15 protein-coding genes are annotated in these 21,249 nt (G+C 71.5%); 3 read left to right on the top strand and 12 right to left on the bottom strand.

Annotation, left to right across the window (positions count from 1 at the left end; genetic code table 11):
* Positions 1 to 144: 144 nt before the first annotated feature.
* The 6 genes from galE to ACU6P3_RS20125 form a co-directional block, all read right to left on the bottom strand.
* A complete protein-coding gene (gene galE, locus ACU6P3_RS20150; protein WP_344278191.1) occupies positions 145 to 1,131 on the bottom strand; it encodes a UDP-glucose 4-epimerase GalE in 987 nt (328 codons plus the stop codon).
* Positions 1,128 to 2,171 (bottom strand): galactose-1-phosphate uridylyltransferase, encoded by a 1,044-nt coding sequence (galT, locus tag ACU6P3_RS20145; RefSeq protein ID WP_447193510.1) that lies wholly within the window; start codon positions 2,169 to 2,171, stop codon positions 1,128 to 1,130. The genes galE and galT overlap by 4 nt, the downstream gene beginning before the upstream one ends.
* Positions 2,172 to 2,483: 312 nt before the next feature.
* Complete coding sequence (locus ACU6P3_RS20140; RefSeq protein ID WP_447193509.1) at positions 2,484 to 3,233, bottom strand: response regulator transcription factor; 750 nt, start codon at positions 3,231 to 3,233, stop codon at positions 2,484 to 2,486.
* Positions 3,234 to 3,563: 330 nt separating this feature from the next.
* On the bottom strand, positions 3,564 to 5,570 hold the full coding sequence (locus tag ACU6P3_RS20135; RefSeq protein WP_447193508.1) for an outer membrane protein assembly factor BamB family protein: 2,007 nt from the start codon (positions 5,568 to 5,570) through the stop codon (positions 3,564 to 3,566).
* A gap of 132 nt (positions 5,571 to 5,702) precedes the next feature.
* The gene (locus ACU6P3_RS20130) at positions 5,703 to 7,658 is read right to left on the bottom strand and encodes an outer membrane protein assembly factor BamB family protein (protein WP_447193507.1); all 1,956 of its coding nucleotides are present in this window, start codon (positions 7,656 to 7,658) and stop codon (positions 5,703 to 5,705) included.
* 243 nt (positions 7,659 to 7,901) lie between these two features.
* The gene (locus ACU6P3_RS20125; RefSeq protein ID WP_447193506.1) at positions 7,902 to 9,809 is read right to left on the bottom strand and encodes an ABC-F family ATP-binding cassette domain-containing protein; all 1,908 of its coding nucleotides are present in this window, start codon (positions 9,807 to 9,809) and stop codon (positions 7,902 to 7,904) included.
* Between the two features lie 193 nt (positions 9,810 to 10,002).
* Here ACU6P3_RS20125 and ACU6P3_RS20120 point away from each other — a divergent pair, with 193 nt between their 5' ends.
* The 3 genes from ACU6P3_RS20120 to ACU6P3_RS20110 all read left to right on the top strand — a co-directional run bounded on the left by ACU6P3_RS20120 (position 10,003) and on the right by ACU6P3_RS20110 (position 12,482).
* Complete coding sequence (locus ACU6P3_RS20120) at positions 10,003 to 10,302, top strand: hypothetical protein (protein ID WP_447193505.1); 300 nt, start codon at positions 10,003 to 10,005, stop codon at positions 10,300 to 10,302.
* A gap of 9 nt (positions 10,303 to 10,311) precedes the next feature.
* Entirely contained in the window at positions 10,312 to 11,937 is a 1,626-nt protein-coding gene (locus ACU6P3_RS20115) for an alpha/beta hydrolase (RefSeq protein ID WP_447193504.1), read from the top strand.
* An 80-nt stretch (positions 11,938 to 12,017) separates the two neighbouring features.
* Entirely contained in the window at positions 12,018 to 12,482 is a 465-nt protein-coding gene (locus tag ACU6P3_RS20110) for a hypothetical protein (protein ID WP_447193503.1), read from the top strand.
* Between the two features lie 485 nt (positions 12,483 to 12,967).
* On the opposite strand, the gene ACU6P3_RS20105 is transcribed toward ACU6P3_RS20110, so the two are convergent.
* From ACU6P3_RS20105 to ACU6P3_RS20080, 6 genes are all read right to left on the bottom strand, one after another.
* Entirely contained in the window at positions 12,968 to 14,353 is a 1,386-nt protein-coding gene (locus tag ACU6P3_RS20105; protein ID WP_447193502.1) for a hypothetical protein, read from the bottom strand.
* Positions 14,354 to 14,513: 160 nt separating this feature from the next.
* Positions 14,514 to 15,782, bottom strand: coding sequence for a methyltransferase domain-containing protein (locus ACU6P3_RS20100; protein ID WP_447193501.1), 1,269 nt, complete (start codon positions 15,780 to 15,782; stop codon positions 14,514 to 14,516).
* 287 nt (positions 15,783 to 16,069) lie between these two features.
* Positions 16,070 to 16,966 (bottom strand): 4-(cytidine 5'-diphospho)-2-C-methyl-D-erythritol kinase, encoded by an 897-nt coding sequence (locus ACU6P3_RS20095; RefSeq protein WP_447197978.1) that lies wholly within the window; start codon positions 16,964 to 16,966, stop codon positions 16,070 to 16,072.
* 158 nt (positions 16,967 to 17,124) lie between these two features.
* Positions 17,125 to 17,991: a 16S rRNA (adenine(1518)-N(6)/adenine(1519)-N(6))-dimethyltransferase RsmA gene (gene rsmA, locus ACU6P3_RS20090; protein WP_447197977.1), complete on the bottom strand. Its 867-nt coding sequence runs from the start codon at positions 17,989 to 17,991 to the stop codon at positions 17,125 to 17,127.
* Between the two features lie 125 nt (positions 17,992 to 18,116).
* Complete coding sequence (locus tag ACU6P3_RS20085) at positions 18,117 to 19,313, bottom strand: resuscitation-promoting factor (protein ID WP_447197976.1); 1,197 nt, start codon at positions 19,311 to 19,313, stop codon at positions 18,117 to 18,119.
* 919 nt (positions 19,314 to 20,232) lie between these two features.
* Positions 20,233 to 21,120 (bottom strand): TatD family hydrolase, encoded by an 888-nt coding sequence (locus tag ACU6P3_RS20080; protein ID WP_447193500.1) that lies wholly within the window; start codon positions 21,118 to 21,120, stop codon positions 20,233 to 20,235.
* Positions 21,121 to 21,249 lie beyond the last annotated feature (129 nt).

Genomic DNA, 21,249 nt, shown 5'->3' with positions numbered 1-21,249 from the left:
CCCGGGGTCCGCGACCTCCGCGCCGGCCACCTCAGCACCGGAGACAGCCGTACCCGAGACAGCCGAGTCCGCTGACGCCGTACCTTCGGCCTCCGTACCCGTGACCGCCGCGCCCTGCCGTGCCTCACTCACCCGTGTCTCTCCTCACGCTTCGTTCTCCTCCCCGCCGCGCGCGAACGCCCACGCGTCCGCGACGATGCCCGCCAGGTCGGCGCGGCTCGGGGTCCAGCCCAGGCGGCGGTGGGCCGTCCCGGCGGACGCCACCAGGACGGCGGGGTCACCGGCCCGGCGCTCCGCGACGACCTCCGGCACGGGGTGCCCGGTGACCTCGCGCACGGTCTCGATGACCTCCCGGACCGAGAAGCCGTTGCCGTTGCCGAGGTTGCAGATCAGGTGCTCGCCGGCCACCGCCGCGTCCAGCGCGCGCAGATGGGCCTCGGCCAGGTCCGCGACGTGGATGTAGTCGCGCACGCAGGTGCCGTCGGGCGTCGGGTAGTCCTCGCCGTAGACGGAGATCGACTCGCGCTTGCCGAGGGCGACCTGGAGGACGAGCGGGATCAGGTGCGACTCGGGGTCATGACGCTCACCGGCGGTGGCTCCGGAGCGCGTGCGGTACGCGCCCGCCACGTTGAAGTACCGCAGCGAGACGGCGGCGAGGCCGTGCGCCGCGCACTCGCCGCCGATCATGTGGTCCACGGCGAGCTTCGTCGCGCCGTACGGATTGGTGGGCGCGGTCGGGTCGGTCTCCGTGATCGGGGTGGAGACGGGCTCGCCGTAGGTCGCGGCGGTGGAGGAGAAGACCAGCGTGCGCACGCCGGCGTCGCGCATGGCGGCGAGCAGCGCCATGGAACCGCCGACGTTGTTGTCCCAGTACTTCTCGGGCCTGGCGACGGACTCGCCGACCTGCGAGGAGGCGGCGAAGTGCAGCACCGCGTCGTACGACGAGTCCACCCACTTGGCCGCGTCCTGGACCCGGCCCTCGATGAACTCGGCGCCCGCGGGCACGCCCTCGCGGAAGCCGGTGGAGAGGTCGTCGAGGACGGTCACCTCGTGGCCGGCCTCCAGAAGATGCGCGGCGACCACGCTGCCGACGTATCCCGCACCGCCCGTGACCAGGTACTTCTTGCTCACTCGCTCGCTACCTCTCGCAGTCGCTCGGCCGCGGCCTCCGGCGGCACGTCGTTGATGAACACACTCATGCCGGATTCGGAACCCGCGAGGAATTTCAGCTTGCCGGAAGTGCGGCGGATGGTGAAAAGCTCGAGGTGGAGCGCGAAGTCCGCGCGTCCGGCCGCCCGGAAGGGCGCCTGGTGCCAGGCGGCGACGTACGGCGTGGGCGGTTCACCTTCACCGAAGATCCGGTCGAAGCGCCTCAACAGTTCCAGATAGATCTGTGGAAACTCTGTGCGCGCCTCGTCGTCCAGCCCGCGCAGGTCGGGGACCCGGCGCTTGGGGTAGAGGTGGACTTCGTAGGGCCAGTGCGCGGCGTACGGCACGAAGGCGATCCAGTGCGCGCCCTCCAGCACCACCCGCGTGCCCTCGGCGCGCTCGCGCTCGACGATGTCGTCGAAGAGGTTGCGGCCGGTCTTCTCGCGGTGCTCGCGCAGGGAGCGCAGCATCAGGTTCGCGCGCGGGGTGGCGAAGGGGTACGCGTAGATCTGCCCGTGCGGATGGCCGAGCGTCACGCCGATCTCGGCGCCGCGGTTCTCGAACGGGAAGACGTGCTCGACCTGCGGCAGTTCGGCCAGTTCCGCGGTGCGGTCGGTCCACACCTCCAGGACCGTCCCGGCCTGCTCCTCGGTGAGGTCCTTGAAGGAGGTGTCATGGTCGGAGGTGAAGCAGACCACCTCGCAGCGGCCGGTGTCCCCGGCGAGGGAGGGGAAACGATTCTCGAAGACGACGACGTCGTAGTCGTCCGCCGGGATCTCGCTGAGCCGGCCGTCCCGGGAGGGGCAGAGCGGGCACTCGTCGGCGGGCGGGTGGTACGTACGGCCCTGGCGGTGCGAGGCGATGGCGACCGAGTCACCGAGCAGGACGTCGTGGCGCACCTCGGAGGTGGACGAGGTGGGCCCGAGGGGCCGCTGGTCGACGGCGCCGCGCACGGCGTCGTCGCGGGAGTCGTAATAGACCAGCTCGCGACCGTCGGCGAGCCTCGTCACCGTCTTCTTCATCGGTCGATGCCTCCGAACCGCTTACCCGCTCACCCAACAGAACCGAACACAAGAAATCATAACCCAACAGTCTGGTCAACGCCGAGGTGACGGATGAGGCAGTGGCGCAGTGGGGCGGTCGGGGGCAGGGAGACCCGAGCTGCCGCGGGTTGCCCCGGAGGCGTGGCGGCGGTCGCCTGGAGGGCGTGCCCGTGCCTGCGGGGGCGTGCCGGTTGCCCGTGCCTGCGGGGGCGTGCCGGTTGTCCGGGCGTCTCGGGGTCGTGGCGGCCGGCCGGGCGACCTGGAATCGTGGCGCGGATCGGCGTACGCGGGCTAAGAGCTCGCGCGCCCCTCACGCGGTCCCGCGCCAGGCCCCGCGCCGTTCCCCGCCTCCGCGCCCCCGGCGCCGCGCCGCCTGATCAGCACCGCGCGCTCCAACAGCCCCGTCCGTGCGGCCAGGGCCGCCGCCTCCAGCCGCGACCCCACCCCCAGCTTCATCAGCACCCGTTGCACATGCGTCCGCGCCGTACTGGGCGCGATGCCCATACCGGCCGCGATCAACCGCGTGTCCTCGCCCTCCGCGACCCGTACCAGCACCTCGACCTCGCGCGGAGTGAGCAGCCGCAGCAGGCGCTGGCCCTCGTCGTCCGGCTGGGCCGCCGGGTTGAGCAGTTCGGTGAAGGCGCCCTGGAGCAGCTGCGGCGCCACCGCGGCCTCCCCCGCCCGCGCCTTCACCATGGCGCGCTCGACGCCCTCGATGCGCTCGTCGTGGCGTACGTAACCGGAGGCGCCGGCCGCGAAGGCCGCGGCGATCCCGCGCGGGCTCGGCACCGGCCCGAGCACCACCACCGCCACCTGCGGGCGCTCCCGCTTGATCCGTACGACCGGGTCGAAGACGCCCGGCTCCGCCGGCGCCGCCGTGCCCATCAGGCACACCTCGGGCGCCCTGCTCACCACCAGCTCCGCGGCGCCCGCCGTGGGCGCCGCCGCCGCGAGCACCCGGTGCCCGCGCAGTTTGAGCGCCGAGGCGAGCGCCTCCGCCAGCAGCCTGTGGTCGTCGACCACCATGAGCCGCACGCCCATCGAACAATCCCCCTCCCCGCCGGCCCCGTTCCGTGCTGGACCCCGCGCCCCCCGGCCTCCTGACCCGGCAAGCTACACGCTTGTTCGACGTCGCGCGCCCCCTAACGGCCAGAAGCCCCCCGGATTGCCGAATTCCCCGTCGTTCAGCCCGCGTTGGGCACGAGGAAGAGATATGGAAGGGCAGCGGCCGGAGACGCGGAAGGGCCCCGGCCCGTGCCGGGCCGGCGGACGATGTCCGGCGGAACGGCACGGGCCGGGGCCCTGATCGCGCGGCACACGAGTGCGGCACGTGGGCGCGGCACACGGGCGCGGCACACGGGCCGCGCCGCGTCAGTCTCCGGCAGTCGTGAACGCGACCGCGAGGTACGACTTGTCGTCCAGCGAGGTCTCTCTCGGCTTGCTCAGCATCTTGTCGGAGATGAACATCCGGCCCTTCCCGTAAAGGATCTCGGAGTACTCCAGCGAGAAGCTGGTCTCCGCGTCCCGGACCGCCTCGTCCGCCGGATTCTCCAACAACACCGTCTGCTTGAACGTGCTGCCGTCGATCGAGACGATCTGGCCGCCCTTGTCGTACGGGGGCACCTTGTACGCGATGATGTTGCCGCCGTCCATCCGCAGCGGAACCATCGAGTAGCGGTCGCCCGCGTCCGCCCGGTCCGAGGTGGACTTGCCGGTGGCCAGGTCGAAGGAGACGATCTCGTTCGTGTCGCCCGTCGCGCTGCTGCCCTCGTGCTCCTCGGTCGGAACGTAGAGCCGGCCGTTGCCGACGGCGAGTTGCTGGCACTGCTCGACCTCGGTGGATCCGCACCGGCCGCCGTACTTGTCGGCGTCGGCCGGGATCTTGGCCCGTAGCCTGCCGGTCTTCTCGTCGATCGAGAAATAGTCCGAGATGCTGCTGCCGTCGTCCGCGACGTCACCGACGTTGGCGGCCACCACCAGCGGCTTGGTCGAGACGACAGCCGTCCACTCGACACCCGCGGGCATCTTGAACGAGGAGATCGGGGCGCCGGTTTCCGGGTTCATGTACTGGACGGTGAGCTGCGGGTCGTCGTACGTACCGCACTTGCGGACCGCGACCAGGGCCGGACCGCCGGCGTACCCCTGGTCGTAGCAGCCGTCGGCGGTGACCTCGGGCTTCCAGCGGACCGTTCCGTCGGCGATGTCGAAGGCGGCGCCGCCGTCCGTGCCACCGGCCGCGACGGTCTTCCCGCTCAGGGTGATCTCGTCGTACTTGACCTTGTCGTCACCCGCGTTGGACGCCTTGACGGACGTGCTCCAGGCCAGCTTCCCGGCCGCGAGGTCGATCACGCCGACCTCGGTGCACGGCTGGTAGCTCTTGCCCTTGGTGACCTTGGCCGCCTCGAAGGCGATCGCCGTCTTGTTGTCGTCGGTGACGTGCTTCGTCGCGGCGCAGACCTGGCCGGGCAGCGGGATCGTCCAGAGCTGGCCGCCCGTCTTGATGTCGTAGCCGACGACCTGGTTGACGCCGGTCTTCACGTACGCCGTGTCGGTCAGCCAGGAGCCGTCCACCGCGGTCACGTCGGTGACCTTGGGCACGGGCAGTTGGAAGCCGACCTTGGCCGCGGGGTTGTCCGGGGCCTTCTCCTTGCCGGGCCCGTCCGGGGCCTTGCCACCGCCCTCGGAGGAGCCCGACGAGCCGCCCTTCGCCTCGTTCTTCGGGTCGTCGCCGCCGTCGGACGAGGCGAACCATATGCCGCCGCCGATGATCAGCACGACGGCGACGGCCGCGGCGATGATGATCTGCATCTGGGCGGTCAGCTTCTTGCCGCCCCCGCCGCCGGGGCCACCGCCCTGTTGGAGCGGCTGCGTGTACGGGCCCTGCCGGCCGTACGGACCGGGCTGACCGTACGGAGGACCGGGCTGGGCGTACGGGCCGGGCTGGGCGTAGGGACCAGGCTGACCGTACGGGCCCGGCGGCTGCTGGCCCGGCTGACCGGGCTGGCCGGTCTGACCCGGGTACCCGTAGCCCGGCTGCTGCTGCGGATATCCGTACCCCGGCTGGCCGGGCTGGGTCGGCTGACCCGGTTGCTGCTGCGGATAGCCGTATCCCGGCTCGACCGGCCGGCCCGGCTGGCCCGGCTGGCCCGGCTGGCCCTGCGGTGCGGACGGCGGCTGCGCCGGAGGCTGCGGAGGCGGCCCGGCCGGGGGTGGCCCGGCCGGGGGTGGCCCGGCCGGGGGCTGTCCCGCCGGAGGCGGCGGGGTGCCGTACCCGCCCGGCGGCGGGTCCTGCGGAGCGCCGAACCCTCCCTGCGGGGACTTGTGCGGTTCACTCGGTGGCTGCTGTGGAGGCTGGGGCGGCTGGGGCGGCTGCGTCATGGCGTACGTCGTACCTCGGAGAAGAAGTCACGGAAAGGGAAGCGCGCGTCTGGAAGCCGCGCACAGGGCGAGCGGGAGAAGGGAAGGAACCGGAAGAGAGGAAGAGAAGGCGAGGACGCGCCCGGGACCTGATCAGTCCTCGAAGGCCATCATCGTCTTCGTCTGCTTCTCCTCCTCGTCGCTGCTCGCGCTGACCCGGCCGCTGGCCAGGTAGAACCGGCCGTCCGCGTACAGCATCTTCGGCGAGTAGAACGACGACTCGATCTCGGACGTGGCGGCCGGGTGCCGCTGGATCACCTTGGGCGCGCCACCGGTCGGGGCGATCGTCGCGACCGAGCCGCCCTCGTTGTACGAGGCGCTCATGTAGACGAGGACCTTGCCGTCCTCCATGCCCATCGGCTCCATCTCGCGGCCCTCGGGCGCCTTGGAGCGCCACTTCGCCTTGCCGGTGTCGAGGTTGAAGGCGACGACCTCGTTGGTCGCCGAACTTCCGCTCTCGTCGGGCTCGGTCGACATGTAGAAGGTGTTCGCGTCGGCCGCGACGCCGGTGCAGCCTTCCAGGTTCTCGCCGAACACGACGAAGGAACCCACGCAGCGCGGCGCGAACTTGTCGTCGCCGCCGTCGATCTGCGAGCGCGCCGAGCCGTCCGCGTTGAGCGCGAGGATGCTCCAGCTCTTCTCGTCGTCGTTCTTGACGGAGACGACGAGCGGGTTGACCGAGTAGGCCTTGTCGACGGTCCAGTTCTCCTTGAGCTTGTACGTCCACTTGGCCTTGCCGGTGGCGGGGTCGAGCTCCTGTATCTGGTTCTGCTCGGTGTCGTAGTCGGCCGTGGGACAGCTCTCGGCGGCTATGAGCTTGGCGCCGCCGGCGAACGCGTAGGGCTGGCACTCGCCCGGCAGTTTGCCGAACAGTTCCGTGCCGTCGCTCACCCGGTAGGCGTCGGAGTTGCCGGTGCGGGCGGCGGTGACCGTGTCCCCGCTGATGGCCAGCGTGATGTCGCCCAGCATGTCGAAGTTGCCGCGCTCGGCGACCTCCTTCTTCCAGCCGCCCTTGCCGTTCGTGGCGTCCACCATCTGCAACTGGTTGCACTTGGCCTTGTCGCTGGTCCCGCTCTTGTACGCGATCACGAGCTTGCCGTCGGCCGTGGGCGTCTGGGGGGCCGCGCACACCTCGGCGGGCAGCGTCAGCGTCCACTTCTTCTTGCCGTCGGCGGCCGAGTAGCCCGCGATGCTCTTGAACATGGCCTTCACGACGGTGTCCCCGACGATCCACGGGCCGTACACGTCCGCGCCGTTGCGCGGCAGGTCCACGTCGTTGGTCTGGAGCCAGGAGATCTTGGACTCGCCGTCCTTGCGCCCGGCGTTGAGATCGTCCTCCGCCGCGCGGCCGCCGCCGGTCCCGTCACCCTTGTCGATGCCGGACGAACCCTTGCGCTTGGCGTCCCCGCTCTCGCCCGCTACGGGCTTGGAGCCGCCCTCGTCGTCGCCGCTGAGGGCGAACCACGTTCCGCCGCCTATGACGAGCAGCGCGGCGGCGGCCGAGGCGACGATGATGCCGGGCTTGCCCTTGAAGAAGTCCTTGCCGCCGCCACTGCCGCTGCCGCCGCCGGGCGGGGGTGTCGGGGCGCCGGGGTACTGCTGGGGCGGGTAGCCGCCGCCGTACGGTCCGGCCTGCTGGCCGTACGGTCCGGGCTGCTGGGCGTACGGCCCTGCCTGCTGACCGTAGGGACCGGGCTGCTGGCCGTACGGTCCGGGCTGGGCGTAGGGGCCCGGCTGCTGGCCCGGCGGGCTCTGGGGCGGCTGCTGGCCGTACGGTCCCGGCTGCGGGGCCTGGGGGTAGCCGTACCCGGGCTGTGCGGGCGGCTGTTGCGGATATCCGTACCCCGGCTGGGCCGAACCGGGTTGTGCGGCACCGGGCGGCCCCGGTGGAGCCTGGGGCGGCATCTGTGGCGCCCCCTGCGGGGGCGGCGGGCTCTGGGGCGGCGGTCCCTGCGGGGCCTGCGGCGGGCCGGTCGGGGCCTGCGGCGGCGGATCCTGCGGAGCGCCGAAGCCTCCCTGCGGCGGTTGCTGGTCGGGCGGCTGGGTCATCAGCGCTTCCCCCTTTTTCATACGGACCGCCGCCCGGTCGGCCTCCCCCGCGATTCCGGTGGTTGACCTCCGGAATGGAGCGATTCGGGCGGTGGTTTCCGCATCGTCACATCAGTCGAGCGGGGCATTCTTTGTATCACTCGGACCCCACTACAGGAGGGCCGGTCCCGCCCCTGTACCCAAGGGAGGACCGGCCCGTGATGCGGTCGTTATGGCCTCTGCACGCGGTCTCTACAGGTCGGCTCAGGCGCTCTCCGCGAGCTCCAGCCACCGCGTTTCCAACTCTTCCCGGGTGCCCGCGAGTTCACGGAGCTCACCGTCCAGTTTCGCCACCTTCTCGAAATCCGTGGGGTTGTCGGCGATCTCCTGGTGAAGGGCCGCCTCCCGGTCGGAGAGCTTGTCCAGCTGCCGCTCGATCTTCTGGAGCTCCTTCTTCGCGGCGCGGCTGTCCTTGGCGGAGGACACGCCGGTCCCGGCTCCCGAGCCGGCCCCTGAGCCGGATCCGCCCCCCGCGACGGAACGCGCGCCGGACGACCGGCCGGCCTGCCCGGCCCGGGCGGACGACGAGGAGCCCGCGGGCGAGGCGACCGACGAAGCGGAAGCGGCCGATGCCTCGGCCTGCTTCGCGCGCCGTTCCAGGTACTCCTCGATCCCGCGCGGCAGCATCCGCAGGGTCATGTCCCCGAGCAGGGCCATCACCTTGTCGGTGGTGCGCTCGATGAAGAACCGGTCGTGGGAGATCACGACCAACGAGCCCGGCCAGCCGTCGAGCAGGTCCTCGAGCTGGGTGAGCGTCTCGATGTCGAGGTCGTTGGTCGGCTCGTCCAGGAAGAGGACGTTCGGCTCGTCCATCAGCAGCCGCAGCAGCTGGAGCCGGCGCCGCTCACCGCCGGAGAGGTCCCCGACGGGCGTCCACTGCTTCTCCTTCGTGAAACCGAACTGCTCGCACAGCTGGCCCGCGGTCATCTCCCGGCCCTTGCCCAGGTCGACCCGGTCCCGTACCCGCTGAACCGCTTCGAGGACCCGCAGCGCCGGGTCGAGCTCGGCCACCTCCTGGGAGAGGTACGCGAGCCGGACCGTCTTGCCGACGACGACCCGGCCGGCCGCCGGTTGCGCGTCGCCCTGGGTACGGGCGGCCTCGGCGAGCGCGCTCAGCAGCGAGGTCTTGCCCGCGCCGTTCACCCCGACCAGGCCGATCCGGTCGCCGGGGCCGAGCTGCCAGGTGAGGTGACGGAGCAGTACCTTCGGCCCGGCCTGGACGGTCACGTCCTCCAGGTCGAAGACGGTCTTGCCGAGCCGCGCGTTCGCGAACCTCATCAGCTCGGAGGTGTCACGGGGCGGCGGGACGTCGGCGATCAGGTCGTTGGCCGCCTCCACCCGGAACCGCGGCTTGGACGTACGGGCGGGCGCGCCCCGGCGCAGCCAGGCCAGCTCCTTGCGCACCAGGTTCTGCCGCTTGGCCTCCTCCGTCGCGGCGATGCGCTCGCGCTCGGCGCGGGCGAAGACGTAGTCGGAGTAGCCGCCCTCGTACTCGTGCACCACGCCGCGCTGGACGTCCCACATGCGCGTACAGACCTGGTCGAGGAACCACCGGTCGTGCGTCACGCAGACGAGGGCGGACCTGCGGGCCCGCAGGTGCCCCGCCAGCCAGGCGATGCCCTCGACGTCGAGGTGGTTGGTGGGCTCGTCCAGCACGATCAGGTCGGGCTCGCCGATGAGGAGCTTGGCGAGCGCGATCCGGCGCCGCTCACCGCCGGAGAGCGGGCCGATGACGGTGTCGAGCCCCTGGGGGAACCCGGGCAGGTCGAGCCCGCCGAACAGCCCGGTGAGCACGTCCCGGATCCGCGCGCTGCCGGCCCACTCGTGGTCGGCGAGATCCCCGATGACCTCGTGCCGGACGGTGGCCCCGGGATCGAGCGAGTCATGCTGGGTCAGCACCCCGAGCCGCAGCCCGCCACTGTGCGTGACGCGCCCGGTGTCGGCCTCCTCCAGCTTGGCGAGGAGACGGATGAGGGTCGTCTTGCCGTCCCCGTTACGGCCCACGACACCGATCCGGTCGCCCTCGGAGACGCCGAGGGAAACACCGTCGAGCAGCGCACGGGTGCCGTACACCTTGGTGACTGTCTCGACATTGACCAGATTGACGGCCATCAACGCTCCTGTACGGGGGGATCGGTCAGCGTCCCAGCGTAGTCGCCGTGAGCGGAGCGTTGGTCTTGGGCGAAACGTCGGCCGCTTCACCCCCTGGCCCCGCCCACCTCGTGGTCCCTCGCCCGGCGAAACCGACTGACCAGTAGGATTGGCGCAGAGTATTCAAGACGCTACGGACCGACATGGGGGCCGAATGGGCTGGGACCTCAACATCTCCGCAGGCGAGCTCAGGGCGTCGGCGGGGGCGGCGGACAGCCTGGTAACGGATCTGCAGCCGTTCCTGCGGAAGGCACTCGCCGATCTGACGGACGCGTCCGTGACATTCCGCGACTGGACGGCAGGCCCTCGGATGGCGGAGACGAGCGACGGCTGGGGCAGCGCACTCGGCGCTCTCCGCGACGACCTGTCGCTGCACGCGGTGGGTATGCGCATGCTCGCTGACGGTCGCGACATCATGGAACAGGACGTCATCAGCTGTTTCAGAGGCTGGTGAGACCGAAGAATGCCGAAGAACTTCACACGCCTGTTCAACCAGGACTTCTCCGATCTCGATGCTGCGATTTCTTCTTGGAAGAAGCTCGCCGAAGCTCTGGGCACAACCCAGACCGACAGCGGTAAGCGAGTGACGGGACCGCTCCGGAAGGCGGGCTGGTCCGGAGTCAGCGCCACGTACGGCTTCGAGGCGATGGAAGCGACCGAGAGCAAGCTCGGCACGGCACGGCTGAACGTCCAGCTGATCGCCACCACCTTGGCCGCCTTGCAAACCAAGATGCAGGCGGCGAAGCGCAAGCTGCGCAACGCCGTGGCCGACGCTGAAGAAGCGGGGCACAAGGTCCGAGACGACGGCTGGGTGGAGCCGAAGCAGGCCGTGGATGCCAAGTACCACAACGATGGGGACTACGAAGACCTGCAACAGCAGGCCAACGCGGGCCTGGGCGGCTTCCGCGCCCGCATCGACGACGCCCTCTCCGACGCCGATACGGCGAGTTACGAAGCGGCCGAACTACTCCACCAGATCGACCCGTTCGACCTCGACAAGCGACACGGCGGCACGAGCGCCCAGGAGGACGCGGGGCGGGTCGCCGAATTCGCCGGGATCAACAAGAAGGACATCCCGGACGGGAAAAACCCAAAGGAGGCTGCCGAGTGGTGGGCGCGCCTGGACGATGACAGGCAGAATTTCTACCTCGCCGCGTTTCCTGATCAGATCGGCGCGCTGGACGGGCTTCCTGCGACAGTCCGGGACCAGGCCAACCGGACGACACTCGACATCCAACTCAACGACTACGCGATGCGAGAGAGCGGTCTCGGATTCCACGACCGCAGCAGCTACCGATCACTCAGCGCTCTCAAAGACCGCTTGGAGAGATCGGAAACCGGGCCCTCCTACAAGCAGCTGTATCTGCTCGGCATAAGCACGGAAGGGGACGGCCGAGCAATCGTCGCGATCGGCAACCCGGACACGGCCAAGCACACAGCGGTCCAGGTACCGGGTACGGCGAACCAGTTGGACAACTTCGGCGGCCAGATCGAGCGGGCCGACAAGCTGCAGAAGGCAGCGAGCGACTGGACTGCAGGCAAGCAGAACGATGTCTCGATTATCTCGTGGCTGGACTACAACGCTCCGGAGCTCAATGTGCGGAGGCTGCGAGAGGCCGAGATCAATCTCGGTATCGCCACCGACGGACGTGCCACAAGCGGAGCTGAAGATCTACGCAGCTTCACACACGGTCTTCGCGCAGCCCATGAAGGCGAGCGCACACATCTGACCGTCCTCGCCCACAGTTACGGCTCCACAACTGCAGGCGCCGCCGACGCCGGGAGCAAGGGGCTGGATGCCGATGACGTGGTTGTCCTGGGTAGTCCAGGCCTGACAGTCGAGCGAGCAGATCAGCTCAATATCGACTCGAAAAACTTGTGGGTAGGTGCGGCGCCGGACGATCGCGTCTCCAACTGGGCCTCCGACCTCTCACTGGGCGCCGACCCGAAACAGCCAGAATTCGGTGCGCAAAGAATGTACGTAGACACAAGCGGGCACAACGGCTACTGGAATGAAGGCAGCCAAAGTTTGGTGAACCAAGGACGCATCATCGCCGGCAAGCTACCGATAGACGGAGGGCAGGGCTGATGACTGCGGCGCGAACTTCTCCCTCAGCGATAGTTCGGGGCGCCACAGCCCTGACCCTGACCCTACTCATGGGAGGCTGCATGTCCGACGACAGCATCAACGATCCGCTGCCCAGAATGAGCAAGGAGAAAGCCGAAACGTGGGCCAGGCACTGGGTCGAGTCCATGGCACGGACAGCCAAGGCGGAGATCGAACCTGAGGCCGACCCAGAACTGCCCCCAGCCAACTTCACCAATTGCGTCGGAAAAAACAACGAGGTATCCGAAGACGGACGATACACCCTGCATTACAGTGTGCGCGCCAAGCTCCCCAAAGATCGACACGCCGACGCTATCCGGGCAATCAAAGACACGCTCACGGATAAGGGATTCAAAATCCAAGGATATCGATCCGATCCAAGCAAGGACCCTGCAAACCTGGTGGATGCGACGCACCCAAAGGACCAACAGTTCGTCTCCGCAGGGGACGTGACGGACAACCTCATCGTTCTGATCGTCAACACCCCCTGCCTCCTCCCACCCGGCGCCAAGCAGCAACAGTTCTGACTCCGGCACCAAGCCCGCCCGCCCGACCCAGGACAGTCACCGCCCTGGTCCCCCGGCCCGCCGAGCACGGCGAAGGCGGGCCAAGACGAGAAGCGCGCCCCACATCTCCGGCGATGTCCCGACTGTGGGGTGCGCCGTTGCGGTAAGCGGTACGGGGGACGCATTACCCGGCGCCCGTGAGCCGCCGGACGGGCGGCGCCGCGCGAAGACCTGACCCCCAGTTGGCTGATCAGCTGGTCAAGGTACGCATGGGGCAGCAGGCGGAGATCGATGAAGCCAGGCCACCTACGCAGCCATCATCTGAGAACCCGTCATCACGCACCCACTGGTCGACACGGATGGTCATCGTGAACAGTTGGCTCACCAAGAATCGCGCCTTCAGCGTCTGAGGGCGCCGTATACGCAACAGCGCACGCAAAAGAGGCCCCCGGCGCCGGGGGCCTCGGCCAGGACGGCGACCCGGCCGCTTCGCGCCGATCGTGCGGTCAGCGCCGGTCCGATCGCGTGGCATCGCCGAGCCGGTCCTGACCCGGCGCAGCGCCGTCTGCGGCAGGCACGTCCGCCGCCACGTGGCCGGGTACGGCGCCGGCACCGGACCGGCTGTAACGGTGCCGACAGCGGCGCACCAGGGCCGGCAGCCAGGGTGCGACGCCGAGGACCGCCAGCAGGGACAACAGCGGCAGCCGCCACCACTCCGAGACGGACGCGGGCGGCGCGGGCGGCGGGAGTGGTGGGTCCGCTACCCAGGGTCGGGCGGTCTTCGACCAGGCCAGGAACGCGTCACCGATCGGGACCAGCCCGAAGGCGTACCGCTTGGTCCACGGGGTGTCGAGCGGCAGTCCCAGCAACTCGCAGTAGGCCGCCAGCGCCGACGCGAGCCGGTCGTCGCCATGGACCTGGGCCGCCCCGATGGTGACCACGGTCGCCGACGCGCTCACGCCCAGGGGCAGCGGACCGGAGTCGACGTCGGCCGGGCCGTCCGTGCCTTTCGGGTACTCCCGTACCGCCGGTCCGAGGGCCAACGGAGAGTCGACGAACCGGTCGCGGAAACGCCGGTACTGCTCATCCGCGAACTCCGGGTCGACGTCGACGAGGAAGCGCTGGATGAGGCTCTGCGAGCTGCCCCTGGCCGACTCCAGCGGATCGCCGGTGTCCGGATCGGCCCGGTGCGGCAGCAGGCCGGTCCCCGGGTCGGTCCGTTCGCGCGCCGCCCGGAGCCACCGGGTGACGGTGCCGTCGAAGCGGGCCGGCAGCAGCGTGTCGTGCAGCCGCAGCGAGGCGATCGCCACGGTCGAGTCGACGGGCCACGCCTGCCCTGGGTACGCCGCCAGGTACGGGGAGTCCGAGGCGTCGAACGCCGCCGCGAGCGCGGCGGAGTCGGCGGCGAACCTGCGTACCTCGACGGGGTCGCGCTCCCCGGCCGACTGGAGGCTCAGCACCCCGCCGCGCAGCCAGTTGCTCCAGCCCCGGTAGAAGACTCCGTGCGAGGGGGTGAGGTCCGGGCTGAACGGGGCGCGGCCCGACGGGGATTTCAGCCGCTCCAGCGCCCACCGCGCCTCGCGCAGCGCCGTCGACCGCTCGCCGGCGGGCCGGCGCATCCCGGACTCGGCCCGGCTCAGGCCGTACAGCACGTACGAGAAGAAGTACCCCTCCGGGAAGAGCTGTTGCGCCTCTTCGCCCGCGCCGTCGTCCAGCGCCGCGCGCTGGAAAGCCAACTGTCGCTGTACGCCGGGCGGTTCGTCGTCCGGCCCGCCGGTGGCCGGTGCCACCAGCCGTACCGTTCCCAGCAGTGCGCACACGCTGACCGCGATCGCCACCAGCAGGCGCGACCGCCGGAGTACCTGATGTGCTGCTGATCGCTGTCCGGGCATCGGCCGATGCTAGTGCCCCTCCCGGCAGCCTCTGCCCCTGTCGCGGCGCCGGCCCTTGTCCGGCCGGTCACCCCCGAGCGGGCGCTCGACCCGGTCGGCAGCGGTCGCCCGAGCGGGTTCCGTACGCGGTTGCACGCGAGGACCGGCGCGGAGTTCCCCTTCACGGCGGGCTATCCGCATCCGGTCGCCAGACCGGCTGTTCCGGGTCGTGGAGCCACGGATACTGGCCTCCGTCCGCCGTCACCGTGAGCCCGTAGTCGTACAGCTCCGGCTCACCGGCCCTGCTCCAACGCCGGTGCGCCTCTTCGAGGTCGGCGACGAGATCGCGCGGACCCCACTGCCTGACGGACCTCCCTGCCAGATGTGCCCAGGAGGTGGCGGTGGAGAGCCACCACGCCGGTCCCGCATCGGTGTCCTGCTGCTCCGCGTACATCCCGGGGAGCATCAGGCCGACGGCGAACCGGGCGTGGAAGTCGTCGGCGAGCCAGTCCGGTTCGAGATCTGTCGTGCCGCGCCGCGCTGTCTCCCACGCCTCGGGCGTGTAGAGCGTGTGCAGCGGTGAGCGGCCGGCGCGGCGCTGGCCGCGCAGGTCCATGAAGGCCATGGGGTGACCGAAGTGCCCCTCGGCCCGGTCCCCTTCGGTGGCGACCCGGAGAACCGCCAGGCCTCGGGGCTGGAGGGTGGTGCGCCAGGGTGCGACGATCAGACCACCCGGCCGGGTCTGGGTGATCCACGCACCGGGGACCCGGGACAGGGCGGCCGTCGAGATGATCCGGTCATAGGGCGCCTTGCGGCGATGGCCGTCCTCGCCGTCACCGATCACGAGGGTGGGGTGGTATCCGGCAGTGCGCAGGGCTTCGGCTGCGGCCCGGGCAACCTCGGCATCGATCTCCACGGTCGTGACGTTCCGCTCGCCAGTGCCCATGCCGGGCGCCTCGCCCGTGCTCTTGCCTGTGCCCGTGCCCTTGCCCTCGCCCTTGCCGGGCGCCTCGCCCGTGCCCTCCCCTGTCCTCTCGCACAGCAGGGCCGCGTTGTACCCGGTGCCCGTACCGATCTCCAGGACCCGCTGCCCCGGCCGCACGTCGAGGGCGGCGAGCATCGCGAAGACGGCGTCGGGCGCGCTGATCGAACTCGTGGAGAGCACTCCCCCGGCCGGGCCGGGGCGCCCGTCGTCGACCTGGGTCACCACGGGCCGGGTCATGTCGTGGACGCGCCGGGCCCAGCCGTCCGGGTCGTCCGCGCGGTCCAGTGGCTGGTACGAGCCCGCTTCGACGGACCACTCCCACACCCGTTCGGGGACGAACGCGTGGCGGGGCACCCTCACGAACAGGTCGCGCATCCAGGGTTCCGCGAAACCGTCCGCGGCATCGAACTCGGCGACGACGCGTGCGCGCAGGTCATCCAGGCCCCGGGCGAGATCCGTGGTCACTTCCTGTGCTTACCGCTGCCGGGTTTCGACACATCGGGGTGCTTGCTGTCCGATGTGCTCGGCGAGGGCTGTGGGGCCGGCGGGGTGGGGGCCGACGGCTTTCCGTGCTCTCCCATCGTCAACTCCCTGGTCAGTGAGGATCGTGGGTGGAGGGCCGGCACGAAGCACCAGCCCTCACTTCACGTTCACGCTACCAAGAGCTGCGATCGCTCAACACAGAGTGGCGAACTCTCGCCAACTCCCGCCAACTCTCGCCACCCTCGCCGACCCTCCACCTGCCGCACCTCTCAGCCGTCCTCCGCGCCGACGACCGTCGCGCCCGGCGCCGGCGCCGGGGCCGCCCGGGCCGTACGGCAGGTGCCCGAGGCGAGCAGGGCCTCCGCCACCCGCGTCGCGGCGTCCTCGTCCTTCGCCAGGAACGCCGTCGTCGGACCCGAGCCCGAGACCAGGGCGCCCAGGGCGCCGGCCGCCGTGCCCGCCGAGAGGGTGGCGGCCAGGGACGGGCGCAGGGAAAGGGCGGCGGTCTGGAGGTCGTTGGCCAGGGTGGCCGCCAGCGCGACGGCGTCTCCCGTACGAAGCGCCTCCACCAGCGCCGGGTCGGCGGCCGGGGCGGGGACGCCCGTGCCCTCCGTGAGCCGGTCGAACTCCCCGTAGACGGCGGGCGTCGACAGACCGCCGTCCGCGACCGCGAAGACCCAGTGGAACGCCCCGCCGACGTCGAGGGGCGTGAGCCGCTCGCCCCGGCCGGTTCCGAGCGCCGCCCCGCCGAGCAGGCTGAACGGCACATCGCTGCCCAACTCCGCGCAGAGCGCGAGCAGTTCCTCGCGCGAGGAGCCCAGCGACCACAGCGCGTCGCAGGCCAGCAGGGCGCCCGCACCGTCCGCGCTGCCACCGGCCATGCCGCCCGCGACGGGGATGTCCTTGTCGATGTGGATGTGCACGCGCGGCTCGATGCCGTGCCGTGCGCCGAGCGCGATCGCCGCGCGCGCCGCCAGGTTCGACTCGTCCAGGGGCACCTGGTGCGCGTCCGGGCCGCTGCAGGTGATCCGCAGTTCGTCGGCGGGTGTCACGGTGATCTCGTCGTACAGGCCCACCGCCAGAAAGACGTTCGCCAGGTCGTGGAAGCCGTCGGGGCGCGCGGCCCCCACCGCCAGCTGGACGTTGACCTTGGCCGGCACGCGCACCCGGACCCCGGCCCCTCGCGCCCCCGCACCCTGCGCACCCTGCGCACCCGCACCCTGCGCCCCCGGGGCCTGCGCCCGTGCTCCCCGCTTCCGTGCCGCCTGCGTCGACGACGCGCCCCGTGCCCGTGCCGCCTGCGTTTCCGTCCGTTCGACCGCGCTCACGCGCCCGCCCCCTTCGACTCCGCGATCCGCGCGAACTCCTCGACCGTCAATGACTCCCCGCGCGCCTGCGGCGAGATCCCCGCCGCCACCAGCGCCGCCTCCGCCGCCGGGGCCGAGCCCGCCCACCCGGCGAGGGCCGCGCGCAGCGTCTTGCGGCGCTGTGCGAAGGCCGCGTCGACGACCGCGAAGACCTCTTCCCGGGAAGCCGTCGTCCGTACCGGTTCGGACCGGCGCACCAGCGAGACGAGACCGGAGTCCACGTTGGGCGCGGGCCAGAAGACCGTACGGCCGATGGCGCCCGCGCGCCTGACCTCCGCGTACCAGGCCGCCTTCACCGACGGCACCCCGTACACCTTGCCGCCCGGCGGCGCGGCCAGCCGGTCGGCGACCTCGGCCTGGACCATCACGAGCGTCCGCTCGATGGTCGGGAAGCGCTCCAGCATGTGCAGCAGCACCGGTACGGCGACGTTGTAGGGGAGGTTGGCGACCAGCGCCGTCGGCGCCGGGCCCGGCAGGTCCCGTACGTGCAGCGCGTCGGAGTGCACCAGCGCGAAGCGGCCGGCGCGCGCGGGCACCCGCGCCCGGACCGTGGCGGGCAGCGCGCCCGCCAGGACGTCGTCGATCTCCACGGCCGTCACCCGGTCCGCCGCCTCCAGCAGCGCCAGCGTCAGCGAGCCGAGCCCGGGGCCGACCTCCACCACGACGTCGTCCGGGCGTACGTCGGCGGTACGGACGATCCGGCGGACGGTGTTGGCGTCGATGACGAAGTTCTGCCCACGCTGTTTCGTGGGCCGGACGCCCAGGGCCGCCGCCAGCTCCCGCACGTCCGAGGGGCCCAGCAGGGCGTCGGACGCCTCGGACACCTCGGGGCGGGGCCGGGGCTCCGGCGCGGCATCGGGCGCGGAAGCCGACACGCGCACGGACCCGGACTCGGACTCGGGCGTGGACTCGGGATCGGACGCGGAATCGGACGCGGACTCAGTGGTGCTCACCCGGTCAGCCTACGGCCGCAGTGGGGCCACGGGCTCGCCCCCCGCTGCACGTACAGCTTCTTCGCGCGGAATGTCTGTTCCTCGGCCGAGGCGTTCTGAGGGCGTCCGCTGCCGCCGAGGGCCTGCCAGGTACCCACGTCGAACTGGTAGAGACCGCCGTAGTTCCCCGACGCGTCCACCGCGCCGGGCCGACCGCCGGACTCGCAGGCGGCGAGTCCACGCCAGTTCAGCCCGTCCGCGCCGGCCACGGACGTGGGCATGGCCTTCGTACCGACCCTGATCCGCTGGGTGACCGGCCGCCGCAGCGTCTCCGCGCGGATCGGGCGCGGCTTCTGCCGGACGCCGTTGACCGTCCGCACCGCGTAGGTGATCCGGCGGACGCCCTGCCTGCCCTGCTCATCGACGACCTCGGTCCCCCGGAACAGGGCCGGGTCCTCAGTACGGACGGTCTTGTACGGGACGGGCTCCTCGCGTACCTGCTCATGGGCGGTGATGCGCAGGACGGTGACGGTCTGGCCGTCCCTCGGGAAGCTGCCGAGGGGGACGGAGGCGGTGTCGTCGCCGTGCAGGACGATGCCCGCCCGGGCGAGCGCCTCGCCGACGGTCGCCGCGTTGGTACGGATGGTGCGCTCACGGCCGTCGGCCAGGAAGGTCACGGTCCGCTCCGTCCGTACGTCCAGGGCGAGCCCGGCGCGCGGGATGGCCGAGGCGCGCGGGAGCGAGAGGTACGCGCCCCGCGCGCGCACCCCGAGCCGGCCCAGTGCGCCCTCGACCGTGCGGGCGGTCGTCCACACCCTGCGGCGATGGCCGTCGAGGGTGAGGGCGAGGGGACGGCCGTAGCGGACGACGACCTCCTCCCCGTTGGCCAGCTCCGCCCCGGGCTCGGGCGCGATGTGGTCGTGCGCCCCCACGGTCACGCCTTCGTCGGCCAGCAGCTCGGTCACGTCGTCGGCGAAGGTGTGCAGGGTGCGGGGTACGCCGTCGATGTCGAGCCGTACGGCCTTGTCATGGACGACGAACGCGGAGGTGCCGCCGGCCAGGAAGGCGACGACGAGGGCCTGCGGGAGGACCCGGCGCAGGGCGTCGGACGGGACGGCGGCGTTCTTCCGGCGCCGGGAGGCCCGGCGGGCGGCCCGGCCGACAACCCCCGCACCGCCCCCGCCGGCCGCCGCCTCGCGCGCCGCGCTCCGCAAGGCGTCGCGAGCCGCGCCACGGGGCAGGCGCCGGGATCCCCGCGCGCGAACAGCCTCTTCGCGCTCGTCCGGCGGTGAGGGCTGTGCCGGCTGTTCCGGGCCTCGGTCCGGCTGCTGCTGGGAGTGCTTGCCCTGGCGGGCTCGTCTCTCCCGCCGGGCCTGCGCGCGGCCACCGGCGGGGGCGGGAGCCGGGAGGACCGGGACGGCGGACTCGTGGGCGGCGTAGGAGGTGCGGGCCTCGACGGGGCCGTACGGCTGCTCGCACGGGTTGTACGGGTTGTACGGGCGGTACGCGTCGGCCGGGCGGGGCTCGGTCGCCGCCGTGGAGGGCCCGTACGCCGCCCTGTACGGCTCGGGCGTACCGTACGGCCCGTACACCTCTCGCGGCGCGTGCGAGACGTACGGGTTGCGGGCGACGTACGCCTCACCCCCGCCGTACGACTCGGACGTCCCGTACGGATCGGGCGGCCAGGACGACCCGGGCGGCCCGTACGACCCGGGCGGCCCGTACGGATCGGGCACCCCGTACGGATCGACTCTCGGCAGAGCCATCGTCGTCAGGCCGGCAGCGGGCTCGTACCGCGACGACAACGGCGGCCAGGACGGCCGGGGCGGCGACTGCGACGGCGTCCGCGCGGCGACGGGCACGGCCCTGGCGGCGCGGCGCCCGCCGCGTGCGGCACGGTGACTGCCCTGCGCATTGCTCACGACGCTCCACAAGGTCCGACGACGGCCCACCCGCACGGCGGCCGGGCCCGGAGACTAGCGGAGTCACCGTCACTCTCCCAAGTCGGTCAACTACCCACAGTCGCGAGAGCCGGCGCAATGCGCCTCCCCCACCCGTCCGCACGCCACCACACGCCGCCACGCGCCGCCAACCGCCCTGGGCGCTGCCACGCGCCCCCGGACCGCGATGTTCCTAATAGCCGAACGCCCGCGCCGTGTTCCGGGAAATCGCCTCGGCCATCGCGTCCTCCCCGATACCCCGCACATTCGCCATGGCGCGGAGTGTGACGGGAATGAGATACGGCGCATTCGGGCGGCCGCGGAACGGGGCGGGGGTGAGAAAAGGAGCGTCCGTCTCGACCAGTACGAGATCCAGCGGCGCTACGGTGAGCGCGTCCCGCAACGATTGAGCGTTCTTGAACGTCACATTGCCCGCGAAGGACATGTAGTAGCCGGCGGAGGCACACACCTGGGCCATTTCCGCGTCGCCGGAATAGCAATGGAAGACCGTACGTTCCGGGGCGCCCTCGTCGGCGAGGATGCGCAGCACGTCGGCATGGGCCTCGCGGTCGTGGATGACGAGGGTCTTGCCGTGCCGCTTGGCGATCTCGATATGGGCGCGGAAGGACCGTTCCTGCGACGCCATGCCCTCCGGGCCGGTCCTGAAGTGATCGAGCCCCGTCTCCCCGACGGCCCGCACCTCCGGCAGGGCGGCCAGCCGGTCGATCTCGGTCAGGGCGTCGTCCAGCGCGGGGTCGCCGCCGCCCGGTCGCGCGCCCTGCCGGGACCAGCCGTCGGGGTCGCCGTGCACGATCCGGGGAGCCTCGTTGGGGTGCAGGGCGACCGCCGCGTGCACGTTCTCGTGACGGGCGGCCGTCTCCGCGGCCCACCGGGACCCCTTGATGTCGCAGCCGACCTGGATCACGGTCGTGACCCCCACCGCGGCAGCCCTGGCCAGCCCCTCCTCGACGGTGCCGTCCTGCATGTCCAGGTGGGTGTGCGAGTCCGCGACCGGCACCCGGAGGGGCTCGGGCGGCGGGGGTGGGGCCTGGTCCTGCCTGGACCGGTTCTGCGCGCTCATGGGCGCGATCCTACGAGGACCGCGCCCATGGCCCGACGCGTGGTGGTGACGGCCGCCCGGCGACCCGCCCACCAGGGCGACCGGCCCTCGACCGTGCCCCGGCGACAGACCGGCCGCGGCGGCTCACCC

The sequence above is a fragment of the Streptomyces hebeiensis genome, from assembly GCF_052983195.1.
Note: the sequence above shows the minus strand (reverse complement) of the source record. Positions and strands in the feature narration are given on the sequence as shown.